Source organism: Candidatus Kinetoplastibacterium oncopeltii TCC290E (assembly GCF_000340865.1).
Lineage (GTDB): Bacteria > Pseudomonadota > Gammaproteobacteria > Burkholderiales > Burkholderiaceae_B > Kinetoplastidibacterium > Kinetoplastidibacterium stringomonadis.
The window spans coordinates 1-25,069 of the sequence record NC_020299.1 but is presented as its reverse complement, the minus strand read 5'-3'; the positions used below and the strand labels follow the sequence as shown (position 1 = coordinate 25,069).

The following is a 25,069-nucleotide window of genomic DNA, read 5'->3' as shown; positions in this document are numbered from 1 at the left end:
CCCTAATTTCTTGCTAAACTAAAAAGTATCAATAATATGAATACGATCAAACGTCTTGATTCCCTGGATAAAAATTTCAGTTCTTCTCTATCTTCTATACTAGAGTTCGAATCTAGCGAAGATGAATCAATTGAAAAAACTGTACATTCAATACTAAAAGATATAAAGAATGATGGTGACAAAGCTTTATTGAATTACACTAGAAAATTTGACAGACTTGAAGTTATTTATCCAGATGAATTAGAAATTCCAAAAGAGAAATGGATCAAAGCCCTTAATAATATTCCCAAAGAACAACGCAAAGCATTAGAAATTTCAGTTAGCAGGATTAAAGAATATCATGAAAAACAAATAGTATCTACTTGGAGCTATAAAGATTCAGATAATAATATACTTGGTCAAAAAATAACCCCTATAGACAAAGTCGGTCTGTACGTACCAGGGGGTAAGGCCTCATATCCATCGTCTGTTCTCATGAATGCAATACCTGCTAAAATAGCTGGTGTTCCGGAATTAATAATGGTATCTCCTACTCCAGATGGTCATATTAATAATATGGTTCTAGCTGCTGCTTCATTGGGCAGTGTAGATCGATTATTTGCTATAGGTGGTGCACAAGCTATAGGCGCCTTAGCATATGGCACAGAAACTGTGCCTAGAGTAGATAAAATAGTAGGACCAGGTAATTCTTACGTCGCATATGCAAAACGTAAAGTTTTTGGAACTGTTGGTATAGATATGATAGCTGGCCCTAGCGAAATATTGATTATATGCGACGGAAAAACACCAGCAGAATGGATTGCTATGGATTTATTTTCACAAGCAGAACATGATGAACTGGCTCAATCAATAATGCTATGTCCAGATTTAGATTTTATAGATGAAGTTGAAAATCAAATTAATAAACTACTTCCAAAAATGCCTAGATTTGATATCTTGAAGAAAAGTTTATCTAATAGGGGTGCACTTATTAAAGTAAAAGATTTGTCAGAGGCTTGTGATATAGCTAACATGATTGCTCCAGAACATCTAGAAATATCTACAGAAAATGCGAATGAACTAGTACCATTAATTAGACATGCAGGAGCAATATTTATAGGACGTTTTAGCTCAGAATCATTAGGCGACTATTGTGCCGGACCTAATCATGTACTACCAACATCTCGTACAGCAAGATTCTCATCCCCACTAGGATTATATGATTTTCAAAAACGTTCTAGCCTTATCAATATCTCAGAGAAGGGATCTATAAATCTAGGAAAAACAGCATCAATTCTAGCAAATAGCGAGGGATTGCAAGCTCATGCAGCCAGTGCTCAATATCGCATAGATGGAAAAAATCATGATAGAAGATAAAAAGCTCTTAGATATTATTAAAGTTACAGTTAGAGAAGATATACAAAGCATGACTGCTTACCCTGTGAGTAAATCAGCAAATTATATAAAACTGGATGCCATGGAATCACCATATGATTTACCAGAGGATATTCTTGAGCATATTATTACTAATTTAAGAAAAGTCAAACTAAATAGATACCCAAATACTGATAAATCTCAATTAATAAGAACTATAAAAAATAAGTTTAATATACCCGATGAATCTGATTTATTATTTGGAAACGGATCTGATGAGCTTATACACTTAATAATTCAAAGTTGCTGTAAACCAGGGGATACAGTTTTATCACCATCACCTTCTTTTGTATTTTTTGAAATGGCATCACAATTCAATCATGCAAAATTTATTAAGGTTAATCTTACTGATGATCTTCAATTAGATACAAGCAATATGCTAAAATCTATAAAACAACATTCGCCAAAAATTATATTTTTAGCCATGCCAAATAATCCAACTGGAGGATTATGGAATGACAATGATGTACTATCAATAATAAATATAGCTCCTGGATTAGTAATAATAGATGAGGCTTATTATGCTTTTAACAAAAAATCATGGATGAATCGCTTACATGAACTAAGCAATGTTTTAATCTTAAGAACTGTTTCGAAAATTGGTCTAGCTGGTATAAGATTCGGTTATCTAGCAGGTCATCCGAAATGGATAAATCAGATAAACAAAATACGACCTCCGTACAATATAAACGTTCTAACAGAATCGGTCATTCTTAGCATACTGGATAATAAACATATTTTAGATGAACATTCTAATCAAATTCTATTAAATAGAATAAAATTATCAGAATCATTAAAAAAACTAAATAATGTTAAAGTGTACGATTCTTATGGCAATTTTGTTTTAGTTAAATTTGATAAGAGCATATCTGCAACAAATGTTTTTAACGAATTGAAATTAAGTAACATATTAGTAAAAGATCTGTCTGATTCTCATGCTTTACTAAGCAATTGTCTGAGGTTATCTATTGGGACTAATTCTGAAAATGATCTACTAATCAAAACTATTTCGAAAATTATTTCTAAAAAATAACTATTATGCGTACAGCTCAAATTACACGCAATACAAATGAAACACAGATTAATTTATCAATTAATATTGACGGATCTGGCGATAAATCCATAGATACTGGAATACCATTCTTAGATCATATGATAGACCAAATATCTCGTCATGGATTAATTGATATAAGAATAAAATCTAATGGAGATTTACATATAGATGATCATCACTCAGTTGAAGATATTGGGATAACTTTGGGAATGGCGATTAAAAAGGCATTGGGCGATAAGGTTGGCATATCTAGATATGGTGAATCGTTTGTGCCTCTTGATGAATCACTATCTAGAGTAATTATAGATTGCTCCGGCAGGCCACATCTTGAATATAATGTTTTATTTACTAGGTCACATATTGGTAAATTCGATGTAGATTTAATAAGAGAATTTTTTCAAGGATTAGTTAACCATGCATTAATAACATTACATGTTGATAATATACGTGGTAGCAACTCACATCATCAATGTGAGTCCATATTTAAAGCATTTGGAATAGCATTGCGGAAAGCAATAACCAAAGATGCACGAATGTCTGGAATTATGCCATCTACTAAAGGCGTATTATAAATTATATAAACTTAATAAGAAACTCAAAGTGTCTAATATTGCTATTATTGATTTTGGAATGGGAAATCTTCATTCCGTAGCTAGAGCCATGCAATACGCAGCTCCAGAAGCTAAAATTAAAATTTGTAGTTCAGTTGCAGAGATAAAAAAAGCTGATAAATTAGTTCTTCCAGGTCAAGGAGCAATGCTAGACTCCATGAAAAATCTCGAAAAGCTAGATTTAATAGACTTAATTAAAAACTCTATTTCAGAAAAACCTCTATTAGGTATTTGCGTAGGTGAACAAATGCTGTTTGATTATAGTTTGGAAAATGGAAATATTAAATGTCTCGGATTATTAAAAGGATCTGTAAAACAATTTAGTGGTGAACATTTTTTCAATTCTGATAATTTGCAAGGAAAGTGCAATGCCAAACTACTGAAAGTTCCACATATGGGATGGAATAAGGTTCATCAAAAACAAGATCATTTTTTGTGGAAAGATATACCTCAAGATGTTCATTTTTACTTTGTTCATAGTTACTATGTTTGCCCAGAAGATGAAAATATCATAGTAGGAGAAACAAATTATGGTTTGTCTTTCACTTGTGCCATAGCTTCTGATAATATATTTGCAGTACAGTTTCATCCAGAAAAAAGTTCAAAATACGGGTTAATTCTCTATCGCAACTTTGCAAACTGGAAAATTTAATATTAAATTTAAAATAATATTTTTTTGATCAACTTAATTCATAGTATATATATATGTTACTGATTCCCGCTATCGATCTTAAAGACGGACAATGTGTTAGACTACGCCAAGGAAATTTGGATGATGTTACGGTATTTTCAGAAGATCCATCTATAGTAGCTAAAAGATGGCTAGAAAATGGAGCTCGTCGTATTCACTTAGTGGATCTTAATGGGGCAGTCGCCGGAAAGCCTAAAAATAGTATACCAATAAAGTCTATACTAGACACTATCAATGATGAAATTCCTGTACAAATAGGAGGTGGTATTCGTGATTTAAATACTATTGAGTATTACTTAGATTCAGGAATATCTTACGTGATTATAGGAACAGCAGCAGTAAAAAACCCAGGTTTTCTAAATGATGCTTGTGTGGCTTTTCCTGGGCATATAATAGCAGGATTAGACGCTAAAGATGGTAAACTTGCTACTGATGGGTGGAGCAAACTTACTAAACATAATTTAATAGATTTAGCAAAAAAATTTGAGAACTATGGATGTGATTCGATCATATATACCGACATAAGTAGAGATGGTATGTTATCTGGGGTGAATATAGAGGCTACTGTCGACCTTGCTAAAAATATAAAAATTCCTGTATACGCATCAGGTGGCATAGCGACTATTAAAGATATCGAGAAATTATGTCAAGTTGCTGAAGAAGGTATAGCTGGTGCTATCTTAGGAAGAAGTATATATGAAGGATCTTTAGACTTTAAATCAGCTCAACAACTAGCCGACGAACTAACAAAATTAAAATAAAATGCTAAATTTTCTAACAAAAAGAATTATACCATGTCTAGATGTCACTAATGGACGTGTAGTAAAAGGAGTGAATTTTGTTAATTTAACTGATGCAGGAGATCCAGTAGAAATAGCAAAACGTTACGATGAACAAGGTGCTGATGAAATAACATTTCTTGATATTACTGCAACTAGTGAAAAACGTGATCTAATTTTACCAATAATAGAGAAAGTTGCTTCCAATGTATTCATTCCTCTAACAGTAGGTGGTGGTGTTAGGAAAATAGCTGATATAAAAAAATTACTGAATGCTGGTGCTGATAAAGTTAGTATAAATAGCTCAGCTGTTGAAAATCCCCAACTTGTTAAAGAAGCATCTGAGTACTATGGATCACAATGTATAGTAGTAGCTATAGACGCTCGCCGTATTTCTAAATATGGCGATTCCTCTCCTAAATGGGAAGTTCTAATAAAAGGAGGCAGACAGTCTACTGGTATAGATGCTGTAGAATGGGCAAAAATGATGTCTCAATACGGTGCTGGCGAGATTTTGTTAACAAGTATGGATAAAGATGGAACAAAAACTGGATTTGATTTAGAACTTACAAGAACTATATCTGATGCTTTACCAATCCCAGTTATAGCATCTGGTGGTGTTGGAAGCCTAAAGCATTTAGCTGACGGTATAACAGAAGGCCATGCAAGTGCTGTTCTTGCAGCAAGTATTTTTCATTTCGGACTTTATACTATAAATGAGTGTAAACACTTTATGGCTAATCTGGGCATCTCTGTTAGGTAGAAATATTTCATGTTAAGTGACTCAATATCTTGGATAAAAAATCTTAAATTTGATGAAAATGGTCTATTGCCAGTAATCGCGCAAGATTATAAAACAAACTCTATTCTTATGTTGGCGTGGATGAACGATAATGCTTTATATGAAACAGTAAGAACAAAAAAAGCGGTCTACTGGTCTAGATCTCGTAATCGTCTATGGCGTAAAGGTGAAGAATCAGGACATGTACAAATTGTTCATGATATAAGTACAGATTGTGATAAGGATGCAATATTGATTAAAGTAGAGCAAACAGGAGGAATATCTTGCCATACAGGAAGAAGAAGTTGTTTCTTTTTTAGTCTAGAATATTCTAAATCAGAAGATGATATCAATGAATTAACCTGGGAAGAGACTTGTCCAATATTAAAAGACCCTAAATATATATATAAATAAACATGAATATTCTAACAAATACAGAACAAGAAGTGTTATCAAGACTAGCTGATACGCTAGAAACTAGAAAACCTAATGAAAGCAATAAATCTAGTAATAACTCTTACGTGGCAAAATTATTTACAACCGGACCAGATTCTTTTCTTAAGAAAATAGGTGAAGAAGCCACAGAATTGGTTATGGCTGCTAAAGACGGACAATCTAAATTTATTATAAATGAAACAGCTGATCTCTGGTTTCATTGTATTGTATTGCTAACATATTATAACCTTAGACCAGAAGATGTTTTAGAAGAACTTGCAAGAAGAGAAGGATTATCTGGCATAGAAGAAAAAGCTAGACGTCTTGATAAAAAGGATCCTAATGAATGATGATTGTATTTTTTGCAAAATTATAAAAAAAGATTTGCCAGCAAAAATAGTTTTTGAGGATAAAGAATTCATAGTTTTTTGCGATAAAAATCCTATTGCCAAACTTCACTTATTGCTAGTGACAAGAACACATATAGAATCGTTGCAAAATATATCTAATAATGACTCTGAATGGTTGGGTAGAATGATATCAATTATACCAAAATTAGCTATAGATAATGGATGCAAAGACGGTTTTAGGATAGTTAGCAATGCTGGAATTAATTCTGGACAAGAAGTTCCCCATTTACATTTTCATATACTTGGAGGCAGAGATTTGCATAGGAAAATGTTATAATAGTTCACTGGCAATAAAAACATAATAACATGTAATTAAAAATTGATACATGAATGCTTTGCCTATATATTTAAAAGAATATTGAATGGAATACATAACATCACAGATTTTATTAGACTGGTTAAATTCTTTGCTTGATCCTGAAAAATATAAAGATTATTGTCATAATGGATTACAAATAGAAGGAAAAGAAAAAATATATAGTGTAGCTTTAGGAGTGACGGCATGTGAATTATTTCTACAAAAAGCTATTGCTGCTAAAGCAGATGCCGTTATAGTGCATCATGGTTTGCTATGGGCAAATGATAACCTATCTATATCAGGAATAAAACGCAAACGCATCGATTTGTGTCTAAGAAATAATCTAAATGTTTTTGCATATCACCTACCTCTGGATGATCATCCAGAGGTAGGCAATAATATAACTCTTGGTTCTTTTCTTGGATTTGACAATATAAGAAAAAACATTAAAAAAGGCTCCATGTTGTGGTCAGGTATGTTAAAAAATTTATATAACATGGAGCATTTGAATGTTGTTATAAGTGACAAATTGAATCGTAGTTCATTACTTATAGGAGATCCACAAAAAAACATAAAAAATATTGTATGGTGCTCAGGAGGAGGTCAAAAGATGTTTCAAGAAGCAATTGATATTGGTGCAGATGTTTATATAACTGGAGAAATATCTGAATCAGTAGTTCACATATCTAGAGAAACAAATGTCGGCTTCATATGCGCTGGTCATCATGCAACCGAAAGGTATGGTATACAAGCTTTAGGAAATGCCTTAGAAAAAACATTTCATATTAAAGTAAAATACATAGAAATAGAAAATCCTATTTAGTAGCAATTGTAATTGTATTAATACTATATAGATTTAATTTGTATGTTATTGTCAATATCAATTTATAACAATAACAATGACTAACTTGAAGGTAATTCTTAAAAATGATGGTGCTTTACTCGGGAACAACGTGTCCCTTCTCTCAAAGATGCCGTTTTGTCTTATTTGAGAAATGGATGGATTTTGAAATACGTGATGTTGATATAAATAACAAGTCCGAAAATATTCTTACAATGAACCCCTATGGCAATGTGCCTATTTTAGTAGAAAGAGATCTTATTTTATATGAATCTAATATAATAAATGAATATATAGATGAAAGGTTCCCACATCCACAGTTAATGCCTGCAGACCCTATAACAAGGGCAAGAATTAGGTTGTTTTTGCATAATTTTGAAAAGGAACTATTCTCTCAGGTTAAAATATTAGAAAGTAAAAGTACTAAGCATGAGAATGCTGCAGTTACTGAAGCTCGTTTAAAAATTAAAGATAGATTGACATTACTTGCCCCGATCTTAGCAAAAAATAAATTCCTTCTAGGAGATGATTTTTCTATGTTAGATATTTCAATAGCACCACTACTTTGGAGATTGGAGCACTATGAAATATCTTTATCAAAGAATGCAGCTCCATTACAGAAGTATGCAGAAAGAATTTTTTCTAGACCAGCATACATAGAATCTTTAACACCTTCAGAAAAGATCATGCGTAGATAAAGGATAAATTATGCAATTAAATTCCACTAAACCTTATTTTATAAGAGCTTTGTATGAATGGTGTACAGATAATAACTATGATCCTTATATTTTAGTTAAAACTGACGATGATACTAAAGTTCCACATTTATATGTAAAAAATGGGGAAATTACTCTAAATATTAGTATGGAAGCAACAGAAAAATTGCAAATAAAAAATAGCTTTATAACGTTTCAAGCTAATTTCAATGATTCAATAGAAAATATTCTTATACCAATAAATAATGTTTTAGCAATATACTCTCCTGCAACAGGAGTAGGTATGGAATTTCCATTATTAAATAATAATGATGGAGATAAATTAAAAAATGAGAAAAGCAAGCAGTTTTCTATAGTAAAATAATTAATATACGTTGTTATTGGCTTTTTATTAAAAATTCATTACAATACAATATGTTTGTTTTTTATTGAGCCGACTTAGCTCAGTTGGTAGAGCAGCGCACTTGTAATGCGAAGGTCGGGGGTTCAACTCCTCTAGTCGGCACCACATAACGGTATTACTATATTTTAAATAATATAATTTAACTATTGACATACATCAGATTTAAAAATATCATTTAACGGTGCTGTTTTTAATTTTGAATTAGAATCACTTTTCCCTGATAGCTCAGTTGGTAGAGCGACGGACTGTTAATCCGCAGGTCGCTGGTTCGAGTCCAGCTCGGGGAGCCAAATTTTACTGTTAAATCCTTTTCTCTGGTCTTTTTTGTTTATTAGATATTTGCTAGTTAAATAAAATTATAATATTCAAAATCATTTATAAGAAAACGCAATGAAGGCTATTGCTAAAGAAGTCAAAAGAAGAAGAACTTTCGCTATAATTTCCCATCCTGATGCTGGAAAAACTACCCTTACAGAAAAAATACTTTTGTTTGCTGGAGCTATACAAATAGCTGGCAGTGTAAAATCTAGAAAATCTTCCCGTTATGCAGCTTCTGATTGGATGGAAATAGAAAAACAAAGAGGAATTTCAGTAGCGTCATCGGTAATGCAAATAGAATATAGAGATTGTATAATAAACCTGCTAGATACACCTGGACATCAAGATTTTTCTGAGGATACCTATAGAGTTTTGACTGCGGTTGACGGTGCATTAATGGTCATAGATGCAGCTAATGGAATTGAATCACAAACAATAAGACTTCTTGATATATGCAGATCCAGGAAAACTCCTATTATCACATTTATAAACAAATTTGATAGAGAAGTTAGAGAGCCATTAGAACTATTATCAGAAGTAGAGAATAATTTAAAAATAGAGGCTATACCATTTTCATGGCCTATTGGTATGGGTAAATCATTTAAAGGTGTATTTAATCTCATAGATGATAAAATACTGGTATTTAAGCCTGGTCAAGAAACATATACTAAACCTGAAAATATACTAAATAATTCAACTGACAATAAAGAAAAAGAAAGATTTGATAATTTTTTCGCACCTATATCTCAAGAAATAGATTTAATTCGTAATGCGGCTCCAAAATTTGAACAAGAAAAATTTATTAATGGAGATCAAACACCTATATTCTTTGGTTCAGCAATAAATAATTTTGGAATTCAGGAAATATTAGACTCTATAGTAGATTATTTTCCATCACCTTCCAAAGTTAACGCAATAAGTAGGAATGTATATCCAGAAGAGGAAAAATTTTCAGGATTAGTATTCAAGATCCAAGCAAATATGGACCCATCACATAGAGATAGGGTAGCTTTTATAAAGATAAATTCCGGACAATTTACTAGGGGAATGAGTCTAAAAAACATCAGAACGAAAAAAGACATAAAGACAAACAATGTTGTATCTTTTTTATCACAACGTCGAGAAATAGTAGAAGAAGCTTTTGCTGGTGATATTATTGGAATCCCTAATCACGGAACTATCCATCTAGGAGATGTTATAACAGAGGGAGAATATTTAGAATTTACTGGATTACCATTTTTTGCTCCTGAAATGTTTTGTTCTGTGGAGCCTAAAGATCCATTAAAAACAAAACAATTATATAATGGTCTACGACAACTTGGAGAAGAAGGAGCTATACAAGTATTTCAGTATTATTCAGGAGGACCGTTGCTCTTAGGTGCTGTTGGCAAATTACAATTTGAAGTTGTGGCGCATAGATTAAAAAATGAATATGGTGCTGATGTCACAATTAACAATACTAAATATAATATGGCAAGATGGGTATCATCAAGTGATAAATATATACTTGATAGATTTATCACTTCAAATATTACAAATATGGTCTTTGATATTACTAATTCACCAGCACTTTTGATTAGCTCAGGAGCTCAACTCAGGTCACTATTAGAGCTATATCCAAATATAAAATTCCATAAAACAAGAGAACATAACAAGACATTTGCGAAGCAATAAAATAGAAATGTCGAAAATAAAAAAAGTAATATTATTGTTCATATTAATATCTATGGTATTAATGTTTATTAAATTTCTTGATATATGGCTAACAAATAATAATCCATTATCTATGGAGATTTATAATAAAGAATGTGGCATCATGCGTTTAAATGCTGATGGTAAACAACATATAGCACAACCGCCACAGCCAAATTCTAATAAGTTTATAGAGAAATATATATCAGAAAAAGATAGTGTTAAAAAAACAAAAACTCCTCTAATAATGAATCATTATAAAAAAGAAATTTTGCCAGTTGACCAAGATAAAATAGAAAAAAATAAAAGAATTATATTTGATGAAATGTCAAAAAATATAAAAACTATAGATCTAACAAAATAACTAGTCTTATTATCAATCATAAAAAAAATACCAAAATATCAAAAATATAGCAGAATAATAGATATCATATGACAACAATCTTATATATTTACATGATAATATAGTCGTATGTAGATATTATAAAGATTCTAAAATTGACTCAATGATAACTAATTTATAGGTTGTGTCTATGAATCTTATATAAATAAATCAAGTGCCAAGTGCTTTTCTATAAATGCTCAGCATATATAGTTAAAAATAGTCAATGCTATTTGTCAAAATAATTTTATAATAAATGTGGATATAAACTATGATTACCAAACCAGCTACTAAATATGTGCCATTTCGCCCTTTTAAAGAAGATTACTCTGATAGAACTTGGCCTAGTAAATCTATAACAAAAGCTCCTATTTGGCTAAGTACTGATCTGAGAGATGGCAATCAAGCACTTATCGAGCCAATGAATATCGAACGCAAGATAAGTTTCTTTGAGCAATTGCTGAAAATTGGATTTAAAGAAATAGAAGTCGGATTTCCTTCTGCATCAAAAACCGAGTTTGATTTTACAAGAAAGCTAATAGAAGATGACTATATACCAGACGATGTAACAATTTCAGTATTAACTCAATCAAGGGAAGACTTAATAAGAAAGACTATAGAAGCTGTTTATGGAGCAAAACGTGCAATAGTTCATTTATACAATGCATGTGCACCTTCGTTTAGAAAAATAGTATTTAATATGAATCGAGATGAAATTAAACAAATTGCCGTAAACGGTACTAATCTTATTAAAGATCTATTTTCACAATATTCAGACAAAACACTTTGGCAGTATGAGTACTCAATAGAAGTTTTTAGCTCAACAGAATTAGAATTTGCATTAGATGTTGCTAATACTGTGATAGATATTTTTCAACCTACTGTGAATAATAAACTAATATTAAATCTACCTGCTACAGTAGAATCATCCACTCCAAATATATATGCAGATCAAATAGAATGGATGAAAAAAAATATAAATAATAGAGATAATGTTATAATAAGTGTACATCCTCATAATGATCGTGGTACCGCAGTAGCATCAGCTGAGCTAGCTATTATGGCAGGAGCTGATAGAGTAGAAGGTTGTTTATTTGGACATGGAGAGAGGACTGGTAATGTCGATTTAATAACATTAGCTTTAAACTTATATACTCAAGGCATCCATCCAGAGTTAGATTTCTCTGATATTGATGAGGTAAGAAGGTGTGTCGAACATTGTACGCAAATGATCACACCACCAAGGCATCCATATGCTGGGGATCTTGTATTTACAGCGTTCTCAGGATCACATCAGGATGCTATAAAGAAAGGAATGGCTTTACAAAAAACAGATGCAATATGGGAAGTTCCTTATCTTCCAATAGATCCAGCTGATTTGGGAAGAAATTATGATGCTGTAATACGTGTTAATAGTCAATCAGGTAAAGGTGGAGTAGCATATCTTCTGGAAAGAGAATATGGTTTAGTACTACCTAGAAAATTACAGATAGAATTCAGCAGGGCTGTTCAAAGATTTACAGATAAAACTGGAAGAGAAGTTACAGCTGAAGCGGTTTACAATATATTCAAATCAGAATACTTAGATCAAAGCTCACCATGGAAACTAATTCGCCATCGTATAGATGGTGATCCACAAGCTGCAGAAGCTAAGCATTTTGCTGTTGAAGCAGAGATAGAATGTAGCGGAGAAAAACGCATATTGCGTGGAGAAGGTAATGGAGCAATTTCTGCTTTTATATCAGCACTGGGATTGCCAGCGAGGATAATGAACTATCATGAGCATTCTTTAGGATCAAATACTAATACACGTGCTGCTTGTTACGTAGAATTGCGCATTGATCATAATAATTCTATATTTGGAGTAGGCATTGACAGGGATATTGTTACTGCATCTTTTAGAGCAGTTCTTAGCGCAATAAATAGACATCTAAAATCAGAAAAACAATCTTAAAAGGTGTATTTGCTATGAGTTAATTATGTAAACATTAACCCATAGCACAATAAAACATTAACTAAATAACATTATAGAAACATATCATGCTCTTAGGGCACAAAAAACAAATAATCTTATCTATCGAAAGTTTAATAAATAGATATTTCCCAGAAATTAATATTGAAATTTTACTAGAGAAACCAAAGATACAAACTCATGGTGATTTTTCAACTAATAGCGCAATGCGGATTTCTAAGATAAAGAAAATCAATCCAAATGATATTGCAAAACTATTAGTATCAAACTTACTTATTGATATTAATTTATCAAAAATAGTTGATAAAATTGAAATAGCTGGTCCTGGATTCATAAATTTTTATTTATCTCATAACGCTATTTTTGAAACTATACCTTTGATTGAAAAACAGAAAGAATTGTATGGCTGTAGCACTAATATAAATAAGAAAATATTAATAGAATATGTTTCAGCTAATCCTACTGGTCCTCTTCATGTTGGTCATGCTAGACAAGCAGCAATAGGAGATGCAATATGTAAACTATATAAGGCACTGGGATGGTTTGTATTTAATGAATTCTATTACAATGACGCAGGAAATCAGATTAACAACCTAGCTCTCAGTGTACAAAGAATCGCAAAAGGAAGTAGTTTTGTTGCAAATAATATAGATGATAATGATCTATACAAAGGTGATTATATTTCAGATATAGCTAATGACTTTATTAACAAAAAATCTATTCAAATAGATAAGTTAAGTCATATAATAGCAAGCGGTAATATAGAATCTTTATCAGATATAAAAGAATTCTCAGTAGCTTATTTAAGAAAAGAACAAGATTTAGATTTAAAATCATTTGGGACAAAATTTGATAGCTATTATCTAGAAAGTTCCCTATACACTTCTGGCAAAGTATCAGAAGTTGCAAAGAAAATTGACAGTAACGGTTACTCTTACGAAAAAGATGGGGCCATTTGGTTACGAACTACTGATCTTAATACAGGTGATGATAAAGATAGAGTAATGCGAAAAGGTACTGGTGAATACACATATTTTCTCCCAGACGTTGCTTATCACAAGACTAAATGGGATAGAGGATTTCATTATGCTATCAATATACAAGGTAGTGATCATCACGGGACAATATCAAGAGTAAGAGCTGGTTTACAGGCATTAAAAATAGGAATACCTAAAGATTATCCTAGCTATATCTTACATAAAATGGTTAAAATAGTTCGCAATGGGGAAGAAGTTAAAGTCTCAAAAAGAACTGGCAATTATGTTACTATGCGTGATCTTGTTGAATGGGTTGGCAGAGATGCTGCTCGTTATTTTTTAATACAAAGACGTTCTGATACTGAATTTATATTTGATATAGACCTAGCATTATCAAAATCAGAAGAAAATCCAGTATTCTATATACAATACGCACATGCTCGCATAAGCTCTATATTAAACAAAGCAAATATAAATATTGAAGATATATACAAAGCAAATCTATCATTGCTCAATAGCATAGAAGAAATAAATTTAATAAAAAGACTATCGGAATTCCCTGCTATTATATATAAGTCAGCAACTGAGCTTTCTCCTCATATTTTAGCATTTTGGTTACGAGACTGTGCTTATGATTGTCATACTTGGTACAACTCAAAGCATATTATTTCAGAACAATTAGATATAAAATTATCTAGACTACGATTAGCACAAGCTTCTTTACAAATTCTTAAGAATGGATTAGATATACTCGGAATATCTGCTCCAGAAAGAATGTAATGTTAGCATAAAAATTGCTACTGATTATATTTTGATTGTTTCTTATATATTTCAATATTGAAATATATAAGAAACAATTTACAATTATTAAAAATGGTATTTAGGTAATAGTCTTTCTACTATGAAGCTATATTTCAAAATCTCTTATGCAATGAAAAAAATTTATAAAAAATATCAACTGCTAATTAAAATTGGTTGTTTTATTATAATTTTCCTTATGTCAAATAATTGTAATTCTCAAAATAAATATGAGATACTTAAGAATAAAATCGAACCTCTTAGTAACAACAATATAGAAGTAATAGAATTCTTGTCTTATATGTGCCATCATTGCACGGCTTTAGAAAATATTCTAAATCAATGGCAATCTTCGCTTCCAGCAGACGTGACTTTGATAAAAATTCCTGTATCTTCTAATAAAAGATCTGAAGATTTACAAAAACTATATTTAACTATAAATGAGATCAATAAACCATATTTACATGGTGAGTTATTCCATATGTTTGCTAAAGAAAAGAAGTCTATAAAAAATGTAAGAGATTTAACAGATTGGCTAAAAAATAAAGATATAAATACAAATGAATTTTTGGAGCTATATAATTCATTCTATATACAGTCTAAATCAAACAGATTCAATCAATTGGCAAAATTATGCGAAATAAAAGGAGTACCTAGTTTTATTATAGGGGGAAAGTATATTACATCACCCGCTATAGCAGGTGATGAATATGAGTGCACGCTAAGCACAATAGATCATCTTATAGAAAAACTCCGAAAAGAATAATTTTTAAATTATTATCTTAATATTTTTGATAAAATACTATCTAATGTTTCTAACATTAAAGAAATCTCATTTTTTGAAACATTTAGTGCTGGCATGAATCTTAAAAGATTACATCTAGGAGCATTTAATAATAAACCTGTTGGCTCAAAATTTCTTGCAAGATCTACAATAGCTTGAGCATCATTATTATTTAGTATCAAAGCACGCAAAAGACCAATTCCTCTCTCTCCATTCATATCGTATTTATCTGATATAATAGATAATCCTTTGGATAGAAAATCAGAACTAATTCGGACATCTTCCATAAAACTAGAATTATTTATAGCATTTAGTACTGATAAACCAACAGCGGTACACAAGGGATTACCATTATATGTACCTCCTTGATCACCATGTGAGAATACACAAATACTATCTTTTGCAAGAAGAGCAGATAAAGGTACGCCACCGCCTATACCTTTACCTAAGGTCATTATATCTGGCTCTATGTCATATTGCTGATAAGCGAATAATGTACCTGTTCTGCCCATTCCAGTTTGAACTTCATCAACGATAAGAAGCAAATTATGAAGATTTGTAATATCACGTAAATCTTGCATAAATTTCTTATCTGCTGGTATTACACCTGCTTCTCCTTGAATTGGCTCAAGCATGATAGCTACTACATCGTCGTCAATTAATCTTTTTACCGATTCTATATCATTTAAGTCTGCTTTTATAAAACCTTCCATTCTAGGTGGAAAAATATTATCCCAACCTGCTTTTCCAGATGCTGACATAGTAGCTAAAGTACGACCATGAAAACTATCTTTCATGGTTATAATTTTGTATGCCCCTTTTTTATATATTTTCCCCCATTTCCGAGCTAGTTTTATTGCTCCTTCATTTGCCTCAGCACCACTGTTAGCAAAAAAAACATGATCGAAACAAGATGCATTAACAAGACTGGTTGCTAATTCTACTGATGGTTGGTTATAAAAAGCTGGTGAAGGGTTTATAAGCAATTTTGATTGTTCTGATAAAGAATTAATAACCTCCTTAGGACTATGTCCTAAGCAATTAACTGCCCAACCTTGTATAAAATCCAGGTACTTTTTACCAGTATTATCCTCTAGCCAAGAACCATGTCCACGTACAAATACTATATCTGGGCGTGCTGTTATATCCATTAATGATGACACTTTAAATTTATTTAGTCCCATAAAAATAACCACCAAAGTCAAAAATGTTAATAAAAGATCCTATGATTGATCAGTATAGTACTGCTAATAGTGAAAAACTATAAAAAAACAAATTTGTATAACCAAAAATTTATAAATATAAAACAATAGACAATTGACAATTTATTTAAAAACATCCTTAATATGATAAATTAAATAATAAAATACACAATATACGCTTAATACCTACAAAAACATGAATAAACAGCTGATAATTGCAGAAAAACCATCCGTTGCAAATGATATATCGAAAGCATTAGGAGGATTTAAGAAGTGTAATGAGCTTTACGAAAATGAAGATTATGTAATAACATCGAGTATAGGACATCTACTTACACTATCAGCACCAAATGAACCATCTAGAGGTAAATGGAGTCTTTCTAGTTTGCCTATTATACCAAGTAAATTTGAATTAATTCCTATAGACAAGAAAGCTTCAGAACGCTTAAAGATACTTAACAAAAGCATAAAACGAAAAGATATCACATCAATCATAAATGCATGTGATGCAGGTAGAGAAGGAGAACTAATATTCAAATATATTATAGAATTCTCCGGAACAAAAAAACAGATTTATCGATTATGGTTTCAATCAATGACTAAGGATGCCATACAAACTGCATTTAAAAATCTAAAAACTGATGAACAACTAAAATCTCTTGAATATGCTGCTCGTTCTAGAGCTGAGGCTGACTGGCTTATTGGTATTAATGGTACCAGAGCCATGACAGCATTTAATAGTAAAGATGGAGGTTTTTTTAAAACAACTGTTGGTAGAGTACAGACTCCTACTCTTGCTATAGTCAGCAAACGTGAGAAACAAATAAAGGATTTTATATCTAAAAATTACTGGGAATTATTAGCTACTTTTGCAGCTAATAATGGATCATATGAGTCTAAATGGATCAATCATTCTTTTAAAAAAAATGAGAATGATCCAGAGAATAAAGAATCAAGGATATGGTCTTATGAAGAAGCCTATGAAATAAAAAAAGAATGTGAAAATTCTACCGGTTTTGCTTACGATAAATCTAAAAAATCTACACAATTATCACCTACTTTGTTTGATCTTACTTCACTACAGAGGGAAGCAAATACAAAATTTGGATTCTCGGCAAAAACAACTCTTAATTTAGCTCAGTCTTTATATGAGAAACATAAAGCATTAACATATCCAAGGACAGATTCACGTCATTTACCAGAAGATTATATAACAATAGTTACAGATACAGTTCAATTGCTTTCTGATAGTAAAACTGAAATAATTGATAGTGTCACATCAAATTGCGCCAAACAGATCATTCAACACAAATGGATAACATTAAATCAAAGAATTTTTAATAATAAAAAAATTTCTGATCATTTTGCAATAGTTCCCACTCTACAAATTCCAAACAAATTAAACGAATTAGAAATAAAGATATACCTTATGGTTTTGAAAAGATTTCTAGCTGTGTTTTTTCCAGCAGCTGAATACTTTAATACTACAAGAATAACTGAGATTAACAATAATAAATTCAAAACAGAAGGAAAAGTATTGATTAATCCTGGATGGCTATCAGTATATGGTAAAGATAGCCAAAATAGTGATGTTGATCTAATTAAAATCACTAACAATGAAAAGGTTATTAATAAATCTATTATCATAAAAGATTTAAATACAAAACCACCGGCTCGTTATAATGAAGCTACTCTGTTATCGGTAATGGAAGGAGCTGGAAAACTGATAGAAGATGAAAACTTAAAAGAGGCAATTTCTGAAAGAGGATTAGGAACTCCAGCAACAAGAGCTTCTATAATTGAAGGGTTGATAAGTGAACAATATTTACGCCGTAATGGAAAGGAATTAATAACAACAGCTAAAGCAAATCAATTGATGATACTACTTTCAGGGTTAAATATAAAAGAACTAACATCACCAGAGTTGACAGGAGAATGGGAGCAAAAATTAAAAAAAATAGAGCAAAATAAACTTGAAAGCTCTATTTTTATGAACGAAATCATTGAAATGACTGAAATTATAGTAAAAAAAACGAAGGAATATGAAAACAATAATGTGCCAGGTGATTATGTTGTTTTTGAAAACCCTTGTCCGAAATGTGGTGGTGAATTTGCTGAAAATTATCGAAGATATAGCTGTCTGCAATGTGATTTTTCAATAAGCAAGCATCCTGGTAGTAGAACTTTTGAATTACAAGAGGTTGAAGATTTATTAAAAAATAAGAAGATAGGTCCTTTAGATAACTTTATCAGTAAATCATTTAGAAATTTCTCTGCAACTTTATATATTAACAATGATTGGAAATTGGAGTTCGATTTTGGACAAAGTAATGATAATATGATTTTGAATATCTCTGAAAAAGAAATATTAGGAAATTGTCCAAAATGCTCTGGTAATATTTTTGAAAATAATAACAGTTATATATGCGCAAATAATATGAGCGAAAATAAAAAATGTGATTTTCGTATAAATAAGAAAATTCTAAACCAGGAGATATCTATAGAACAAGTAATAAAATTACTAAACACAGGATCTACAAGTCTTCTAGATAATTTTATTTCTGCTAGAACAAAAAGAAAATTTAAAGCATATTTAATACTAAATAATGAAAAAATATTATTTAAATTTGAAAAAAATAAAAAAGCTAAAAGTTAGTATGATGAAAATACATTTAATGATTATTGATCCTCAAAATGACTTTTGTGATATCCCTAAAAATAAGTATCAAACCCCAACTTTACCAATATCTGGTTCTAATAATGATATGGAAAGACTTGGGAAATTTATATATTTTAATATAAATATAATATCTGAAATGACTATCACTCTAGATAGTCATTTCAGTATGGACATAGCTCATACATGTTTTTGGAAAAGAGGAGATAATGATTTAGAACCTTTTTCTAAAATTACATCAGATGAAATTATAAAAGGAAATATTACTCCTAAAACTAAATATAACAAAAAACAGATAATTAACTATTTTGAATATATAGAAGAATCTGAAAAAGAAGGACTAACTATATGGCCGGTACATTGTGAAATTGGTACATGGGGAAGTAATATTAATAATTATGTACAGGCACCTCGTAATATATGGGAAGAAATAAATTCAAAAAAAGCTAATGTCATTTTAAAGGGATTAGATCCGCTAAGAGAGCAATTTAGTGCCCTTTCCAAGGATAATAGAAAGAATAAAAAATGTATTAATAATAAATTAATAAAGTATCTGGATAAATATGATATTTTATTAATAGCAGGAGAATCTAGTAGTCACTGTGTAAAAAGGACTATGGAAGATCTTATTTATAATAGCAGTAGAAAAGATCCTCATAGCATAATGCTTCTGACTGATTGCATGAGTCCTGTTAATGGATATGAAAAAAACACGAAAGACTTTCTTTTACATATGGAAAGTCTTGGTGTAACAATAACTAATAGCACCGAAGTAATGAGTATTCTAAAATGAATCATATATTATATATCTATGTTTGATGCATATAACGCATTATTTTCAATGAACTCTCTTCTAGGTGCTACGTCATCACCCATTAATGTTGTAAATAATTGATCCGCAGTTATAGCATCATTTATACGTACTTTCAATAACCTACGAGCACTTGGATCCATAGTTGTTTCCCATAACTGATTAGGATTCATCTCTCCTAAACCTTTATATCGTTGTTTTGAAATAACACTTTCAGCCTCATTAAATAGCCAAGTCATTGCCTCTTTAAAACTAGAAATTTTCTTTTGCTTCCGTTTATCAGGCTCACCTCGATACACAACAGAATCATCTCGAATTAAACCAGAGAACTGATTACTCAAATCGCGTAAAAAGATATAGTCTGATGTTTTTAGAAAGTTTCTATCTATTATACAAATCTTTTCATTACCATGAGTCTTCCGGCTAATTCTAATTGCACAATCGTCAACAATAGAAATATTTAAGAAATCATTAGGAATTGATGATTTCATTAATATATTTAATAAATCTTCCGCAGATTTTTTGGATTCATCTTCTGTATCTATATTTATATAAACTCCGTTCATAATTGCATATAACACTGATACATCAAAACTACGAGATAATCGTCTAATAATATTCTCTGCACCAACATATTTCCGAGCTAAATCTAATAAAATATCTCCACTAATAGATATACTGTCTTTGTTAGTTATCAATTCCGCATTTTTTAGTGCTAGTTTAAGCATGAATTCCGATTCGTCATCATTATCTTTTAAGTAATATTCTTCGCGACCAACTTTCACTTTATATAATGGTGGCTGAGCAATATATATATATCCTCTTTCGATTAATTCTGGCATTTGTCTGTACAAAAATGTTAATAATAGAGTTCTTATATGTGCTCCATCTACATCAGCATCAGTCATAATTATTAAGCGATGGTAACGCAACTTTTCAATATTAAAATCTGTACCTATACTAGTTCCCAAAGCAGTTATCAAAGTAGTAATTTGCTCACTAGCAATTAATCTATCGAATCTAGCCTTTTCTACATTTAGAACCTTTCCTCTAAGTGGCAAAACAGCTTGAAATTTTCTATCTCTACCCTGTTTAGCTGATCCACCAGCAGAATCTCCTTCAACAATATATAATTCACATAAAGCTGGATCTTTTTCTTGACAATCAGCGAGCTTTCCTGGCAAACCACTTCCCTCAAGAACACTCTTCCTGCGAGTCATTTCACGAGCCTTACGAGCAGCCTCCCTAGCTCTTGCTGATTCTATTATTTTGACGCACAAAGCTTTTGCATCAGATGGATTTTCTAATAACCACGATTCTAAAGTATGAGATATAACATCCTCAACAGCAGGTCTCACTTCACTTGAGACTAACTTGTCTTTTGTTTGACTGCTAAATTTTGGTTCTGGTACTTTAACTGATAAAACACATACAAGTCCCTCTCTCATATCATCACCAGAAGTATCAACTTTAGCCTTCTTTGTGAGATCATTATCGGACATGTATTTGTTTAACACACGTGTCATAGCAGCTTTCAGGCCAGTTAGGTGTGAACCACCATCACGCTGAGGTATATTATTGGTAAAACAAAGAACATTCTCAGAATATGTATCATTCCATTGCATTGCAATTTCTACATTTACGGGGACCCCACCGGCAGATGAATCAGCTATTGTGTTAAATATATTTTTATGCAAAACAGTCTTATTTCTATTAATATACTCAACAAACCCTCTAGCCCCACCAGAAAAAGAAAAATTCTCACTTCTATTTTTAATCAAGTCTACAAGACGAATTTTGATTCCATTGTTAAGGAATGATAATTCCCTTAGCCTTTTAGACAAAATATCGTAATTATATTCTATGTTTAGGAAAACCTCTGAGTCAGCTAAAAAACAAACTTCTGTACCAGTATCTTCTGTATCACCATCAGCTGACAATGGAGAAACACAAGCCCCTCTTTTAAATCCTAATTTATATAAATGCCCATCACGGCAAATAGTCAAATTTAACCATTCTGACAGGGCATTAACACAAGATACGCCTACACCATGCAAGCCGCCTGATACTTTATAAGCATTTTGATCAAATTTTCCACCAGCATGTAACTCTGTCATAACTATCTCAGCAGCACTACGCTGAAATTCATCATCCTTGTGAACTTCAACAGGAATACCTCTACCATTATCTTTTACAGATATAGATTTATCAGAGTTGATTGTAACTACGATATCATCACAAAACCCAGCGAGAGCTTCATCTATGGCATTATCAACTACCTCAAAAACCATATGATGCAAGCCAGTCCCATCAGATGTATCTCCTATATACATACCAGGTCTCTTCCTAACCGCCTCCAGGCCTTTAAGCATCTTTATTGAACCGGCACTGTACTCACTGCTTTCTTTCATAGATTTAGTGTTTTTTTTATCTGACATTTTAAAAATAACTTTTTATTAATAGATTGACTAAAAAATATATAACCTACTTTTATATGCGCATTGGCATGACAACATATTTAAAATTAGGATCATCTGGAACTGTAATTAAGACAGAAGCATTACTATCAGGAGTTATAGACCAGATTAAATTTTCACTTTTCAAATTAGATATAACATCTAGTAAATAGTTTACATTAAAACCAACATCAAAATCATTACCTCTGTAATCTATCTCTAAATCTTCTTGAGCTTCTTCATGATCTGTGTTTGATGAAGAAACCTTAAGGTTATTAGTTTCAAAGTGAAACCTAACGCCTTTAAATTTATCGTTTGTTATAATAGCAACTCTCTGTAAACTTCCTTGAAAATATTCTCTATTAATAGGAAAACTTATAGGATAATTATTAGGTATAACTTTTCTGAAGTCAGGAAACTTACCCTCGACTAATTTAGATATAAATTCAATATCACGAAAACAAAATTTTATCTGGGAACTCGAGACATCTATACAAATAATATCGTCAGAATCCTGCAATAATCGTTGCAGTTCAAGGATTGTCTTTCTTGGTACAATAACCTCCTTGCAACCTTCGAATTCATTTGCTTCTATAGAATTATAAGATAACCTGTGTCCATCTGTAGATACCGCAAAAATACAATTATCCTTAAAAACCAAAAGCATACCATTTAAATAATAACGAATATCTTGCTGAGCCATAGAAAAATAGACCATACTAAACAAACTCTTAAGATCTCTTTGTGATAGTCTTACTGATATATCCCAGGTGTCAGGACATGACATAACTGGAAATTCTTCGGAATTGATAGTCTGCAAATTAAATCTACTTTTTGATGATTCAATATAAATTTTGTTATCATGTAACTCAACGTTAATATTACTCATATCAGGTAAAGCCTTTAATATATCCAAAAACTTACGAGCAGATACTGTAGTAGAAACTTCACTCTCTCCAGAACCACAGTTTGCATACGTAGTCATCTGAACCTCAATATCAGTAGTAATGAAGGCAACCTTATTTCCTTTATCTTTGCGAATCATTAAGTTTGACAAAATTGGCATAGTATTACGCCTTTCTACTATACCTACTATATTGGATAGTGTTTTTAATAATGATTCACGAACTACATGTAAAAACTTCATAATCATCCTTTTAAAGTTTGTTCAAGCACATGAAGATTATGGTTTAAATCGGCTTGTTTAATACGAGCATCAGAAATTTTTCTAACAGCATGCAGTACAGTTGTGTGATCACGACCACCAAATAAATCACCAATCTCAGGTAAGCTCTTTTGAGTAAGTTCTTTAGATAAATACATAGCAATTTGTCGTGGTAATGCTATATTTGCTGGTCTTCTTTTAGAGTACATATCAGCTATTTTAATTTTGTAGTAATCAGCAACAGTTTTTTGTATGTTTTCCACAGTAATTTGTCCATTGGAAACTGATAATAAATCTTTCAAAGCTTCTTTACAAACATCAACGGTTAAAACATTTCTACCATGGAAACGAACATAAGCTAAAACCTTACGTAATGCTCCCTCCAATTCTCTCACATTGCTTCTTAGATGCTTGGCTATAAAAAAAGCTACTTCTTCTGGCATTGGTAAATTCTCTGATTCTGCCTTTCTTAATAAAATAGCTACCCTCATTTCTAGCTCTGGAGGCTCTATAGCTACAGTTAAACCGGAATCAAATCTAGATATTAATCTACTATCGATCCCAGACAACTCTTTAGGATATGTATCACTGGTTATTATTATTTGTTTATGTTGGGCAACCATAGCTTCAAAAGCATAAAAAAATTCTTCTTGTGTTCTGTTTTTACCAGAGAAAAATTGTATATCATCTATAAGCAATAAATCTAGAGAATGATAATATTTTTTAAACTCATCAAAAGCTTTTCTTTGATAAGCTTTAACAACATCTGAGACATACTGATCAGCATGAACATACCTAACCTTTACATCATTACTAGCACACAACATAGAATTACCAACAGCGTGTATTAAATGAGTTTTACCCAATCCTACTCCACCATATAAAAAAAGTGGATTGTATGAGACTCCAGGATTTTCAGAAACCTGTAATGAGGCTGCTCTAGCTAGTTGATTCGCCTTGCCGGTAACAAAACTATCAAAAGTTAAAACAGTATTTAATCTAGATCTTTCATATGCAACATTAGCAACTTCACTAGATAGTGATATTTCAATCTTTGGAGTAGCATGGTTATTACTATAATCTATTTTATTATTATAAGTATAATTACCAACAAACGACTTTAATAAATCAGGTTTTTTATGAATTATCCTTTCACTATTAACTGGCAACTCGAATATAACATTCACTGACTTTTTAAACCACTCTGAAGCCAGTATCTCAATTTGACTAGCAAATTTCTTTTTAACTAAATCAAGCTTAAATCTATTTGGGGCTGATATGCGCAAAATACTTTTAGAATCATCAAAAGCAACAGGAATCAGTGGCTTAATCCAAGCACTAATTTGTTGATGGGGAAGTTCCTTTTCTAAGCTAGATATAAAAGACAACCAAAAATCTTCCAT

The 25,069-nt window shown here is 31.4% G+C and carries 23 protein-coding genes and 2 tRNA genes; 21 read left to right on the top strand and 4 right to left on the bottom strand.

Annotation, left to right across the window (positions count from 1 at the left end; genetic code table 11):
* The first annotated feature begins 36 nt into the window (after nt 1-36).
* The 19 genes from hisD to CONE_RS00035 all read left to right on the top strand — a co-directional run bounded on the left by hisD (nt 37) and on the right by CONE_RS00035 (nt 15,337).
* Nucleotides 37-1,356, top strand: a complete 1,320-nt coding sequence (gene hisD, locus CONE_RS00125) for a histidinol dehydrogenase (protein WP_015396743.1) — start codon at nt 37-39, stop codon at nt 1,354-1,356.
* Entirely contained in the window at nt 1,343-2,446 is a 1,104-nt protein-coding gene (gene hisC, locus CONE_RS00120; protein WP_015396742.1) for a histidinol-phosphate transaminase, read from the top strand. The genes hisD and hisC overlap by 14 nt, the downstream gene beginning before the upstream one ends.
* A 5-nt stretch (nt 2,447-2,451) precedes the next feature.
* The gene (gene hisB, locus CONE_RS00115; RefSeq protein WP_015396741.1) at nt 2,452-3,039 is read left to right on the top strand and encodes an imidazoleglycerol-phosphate dehydratase HisB; all 588 of its coding nucleotides are present in this window, start codon (nt 2,452-2,454) and stop codon (nt 3,037-3,039) included.
* A gap of 28 nt (nt 3,040-3,067) precedes the next feature.
* Complete coding sequence (gene hisH, locus CONE_RS00110; RefSeq protein ID WP_015396740.1) at nt 3,068-3,730, top strand: imidazole glycerol phosphate synthase subunit HisH; 663 nt, start codon at nt 3,068-3,070, stop codon at nt 3,728-3,730.
* A 53-nt stretch (nt 3,731-3,783) separates the two neighbouring features.
* On the top strand, nt 3,784-4,530 hold the full coding sequence (gene hisA / locus CONE_RS00105) for a 1-(5-phosphoribosyl)-5-[(5-phosphoribosylamino)methylideneamino]imidazole-4-carboxamide isomerase (protein WP_015396739.1): 747 nt from the start codon (nt 3,784-3,786) through the stop codon (nt 4,528-4,530).
* Nucleotide 4,531: 1 nt separating this feature from the next.
* Entirely contained in the window at nt 4,532-5,311 is a 780-nt protein-coding gene (hisF, locus tag CONE_RS00100; protein WP_015396738.1) for an imidazole glycerol phosphate synthase subunit HisF, read from the top strand.
* A 9-nt stretch (nt 5,312-5,320) separates the two neighbouring features.
* The gene (gene hisI / locus CONE_RS00095) at nt 5,321-5,743 is read left to right on the top strand and encodes a phosphoribosyl-AMP cyclohydrolase (protein WP_015396737.1); all 423 of its coding nucleotides are present in this window, start codon (nt 5,321-5,323) and stop codon (nt 5,741-5,743) included.
* Between the two features lie 2 nt (nt 5,744-5,745).
* Nucleotides 5,746-6,114: a phosphoribosyl-ATP diphosphatase gene (locus CONE_RS00090; RefSeq protein ID WP_015396736.1), complete on the top strand. Its 369-nt coding sequence runs from the start codon at nt 5,746-5,748 to the stop codon at nt 6,112-6,114.
* On the top strand, nt 6,107-6,451 hold the full coding sequence (locus CONE_RS00085) for a histidine triad nucleotide-binding protein (protein WP_015396735.1): 345 nt from the start codon (nt 6,107-6,109) through the stop codon (nt 6,449-6,451). The genes CONE_RS00090 and CONE_RS00085 overlap by 8 nt, the downstream gene beginning before the upstream one ends.
* An 85-nt stretch (nt 6,452-6,536) precedes the next feature.
* Nucleotides 6,537-7,295 carry a Nif3-like dinuclear metal center hexameric protein gene (locus tag CONE_RS00080; RefSeq protein ID WP_015396734.1) on the top strand — a complete coding sequence of 253 codons (759 nt, stop codon included), beginning with the start codon at nt 6,537-6,539 and terminating at the stop codon, nt 7,293-7,295.
* A gap of 104 nt (nt 7,296-7,399) precedes the next feature.
* Nucleotides 7,400-8,011, top strand: a complete 612-nt coding sequence (locus tag CONE_RS00075; protein WP_041862182.1) for a glutathione S-transferase N-terminal domain-containing protein — start codon at nt 7,400-7,402, stop codon at nt 8,009-8,011.
* A gap of 10 nt (nt 8,012-8,021) precedes the next feature.
* Complete coding sequence (locus CONE_RS00070; RefSeq protein WP_015396732.1) at nt 8,022-8,393, top strand: stringent starvation protein B; 372 nt, start codon at nt 8,022-8,024, stop codon at nt 8,391-8,393.
* A gap of 68 nt (nt 8,394-8,461) precedes the next feature.
* Nucleotides 8,462-8,537: transfer RNA gene (locus tag CONE_RS00065), tRNA-Thr, on the top strand.
* 109 nt (nt 8,538-8,646) lie between these two features.
* Nucleotides 8,647-8,722: transfer RNA gene (locus CONE_RS00060), tRNA-Asn, on the top strand.
* A gap of 100 nt (nt 8,723-8,822) precedes the next feature.
* A complete protein-coding gene (locus tag CONE_RS00055; RefSeq protein WP_015396731.1) occupies nt 8,823-10,424 on the top strand; it encodes a peptide chain release factor 3 in 1,602 nt (533 codons plus the stop codon).
* 7 nt (nt 10,425-10,431) lie between these two features.
* Complete coding sequence (locus CONE_RS00050; protein WP_015396730.1) at nt 10,432-10,806, top strand: hypothetical protein; 375 nt, start codon at nt 10,432-10,434, stop codon at nt 10,804-10,806.
* Nucleotides 10,807-11,095: 289 nt separating this feature from the next.
* On the top strand, nt 11,096-12,778 hold the full coding sequence (gene leuA, locus CONE_RS00045) for a 2-isopropylmalate synthase (RefSeq protein ID WP_015396729.1): 1,683 nt from the start codon (nt 11,096-11,098) through the stop codon (nt 12,776-12,778).
* An 86-nt stretch (nt 12,779-12,864) separates the two neighbouring features.
* Nucleotides 12,865-14,553, top strand: coding sequence for an arginine--tRNA ligase (gene argS, locus CONE_RS00040; RefSeq protein WP_015396728.1), 1,689 nt, complete (start codon nt 12,865-12,867; stop codon nt 14,551-14,553).
* 217 nt (nt 14,554-14,770) lie between these two features.
* Nucleotides 14,771-15,337: a thiol:disulfide interchange protein DsbA/DsbL gene (locus tag CONE_RS00035; RefSeq protein ID WP_235043363.1), complete on the top strand. Its 567-nt coding sequence runs from the start codon at nt 14,771-14,773 to the stop codon at nt 15,335-15,337.
* A gap of 11 nt (nt 15,338-15,348) precedes the next feature.
* Here the strand turns inward: CONE_RS00035 and CONE_RS00030 are convergent, their stop codons facing one another.
* Nucleotides 15,349-16,539, bottom strand: a complete 1,191-nt coding sequence (locus CONE_RS00030) for an acetylornithine transaminase (protein WP_015396726.1) — start codon at nt 16,537-16,539, stop codon at nt 15,349-15,351.
* 214 nt (nt 16,540-16,753) lie between these two features.
* On the opposite strand from CONE_RS00030, the gene CONE_RS00025 reads away from it, so the two are divergent.
* Nucleotides 16,754-19,213 carry a DNA topoisomerase III gene (locus CONE_RS00025; protein ID WP_015396725.1) on the top strand — a complete coding sequence of 820 codons (2,460 nt, stop codon included), beginning with the start codon at nt 16,754-16,756 and terminating at the stop codon, nt 19,211-19,213.
* A 1-nt stretch (nt 19,214) separates the two neighbouring features.
* Entirely contained in the window at nt 19,215-20,027 is an 813-nt protein-coding gene (locus tag CONE_RS00020; protein ID WP_041862219.1) for a cysteine hydrolase family protein, read from the top strand.
* An 8-nt stretch (nt 20,028-20,035) separates the two neighbouring features.
* Here the strand turns inward: CONE_RS00020 and gyrB are convergent, their stop codons facing one another.
* From gyrB to dnaA, 3 genes are read right to left on the bottom strand one after another with little or no spacing between them, the layout of a single operon-like run.
* Nucleotides 20,036-22,483: a DNA topoisomerase (ATP-hydrolyzing) subunit B gene (gene gyrB / locus CONE_RS00015; protein ID WP_015396723.1), complete on the bottom strand. Its 2,448-nt coding sequence runs from the start codon at nt 22,481-22,483 to the stop codon at nt 20,036-20,038.
* 52 nt (nt 22,484-22,535) lie between these two features.
* Nucleotides 22,536-23,648: a DNA polymerase III subunit beta gene (gene dnaN / locus CONE_RS00010; protein ID WP_015396722.1), complete on the bottom strand. Its 1,113-nt coding sequence runs from the start codon at nt 23,646-23,648 to the stop codon at nt 22,536-22,538.
* Nucleotides 23,649-23,650: 2 nt separating this feature from the next.
* Complete coding sequence (gene dnaA, locus CONE_RS00005) at nt 23,651-25,069, bottom strand: chromosomal replication initiator protein DnaA (protein ID WP_015396721.1); 1,419 nt, start codon at nt 25,067-25,069, stop codon at nt 23,651-23,653.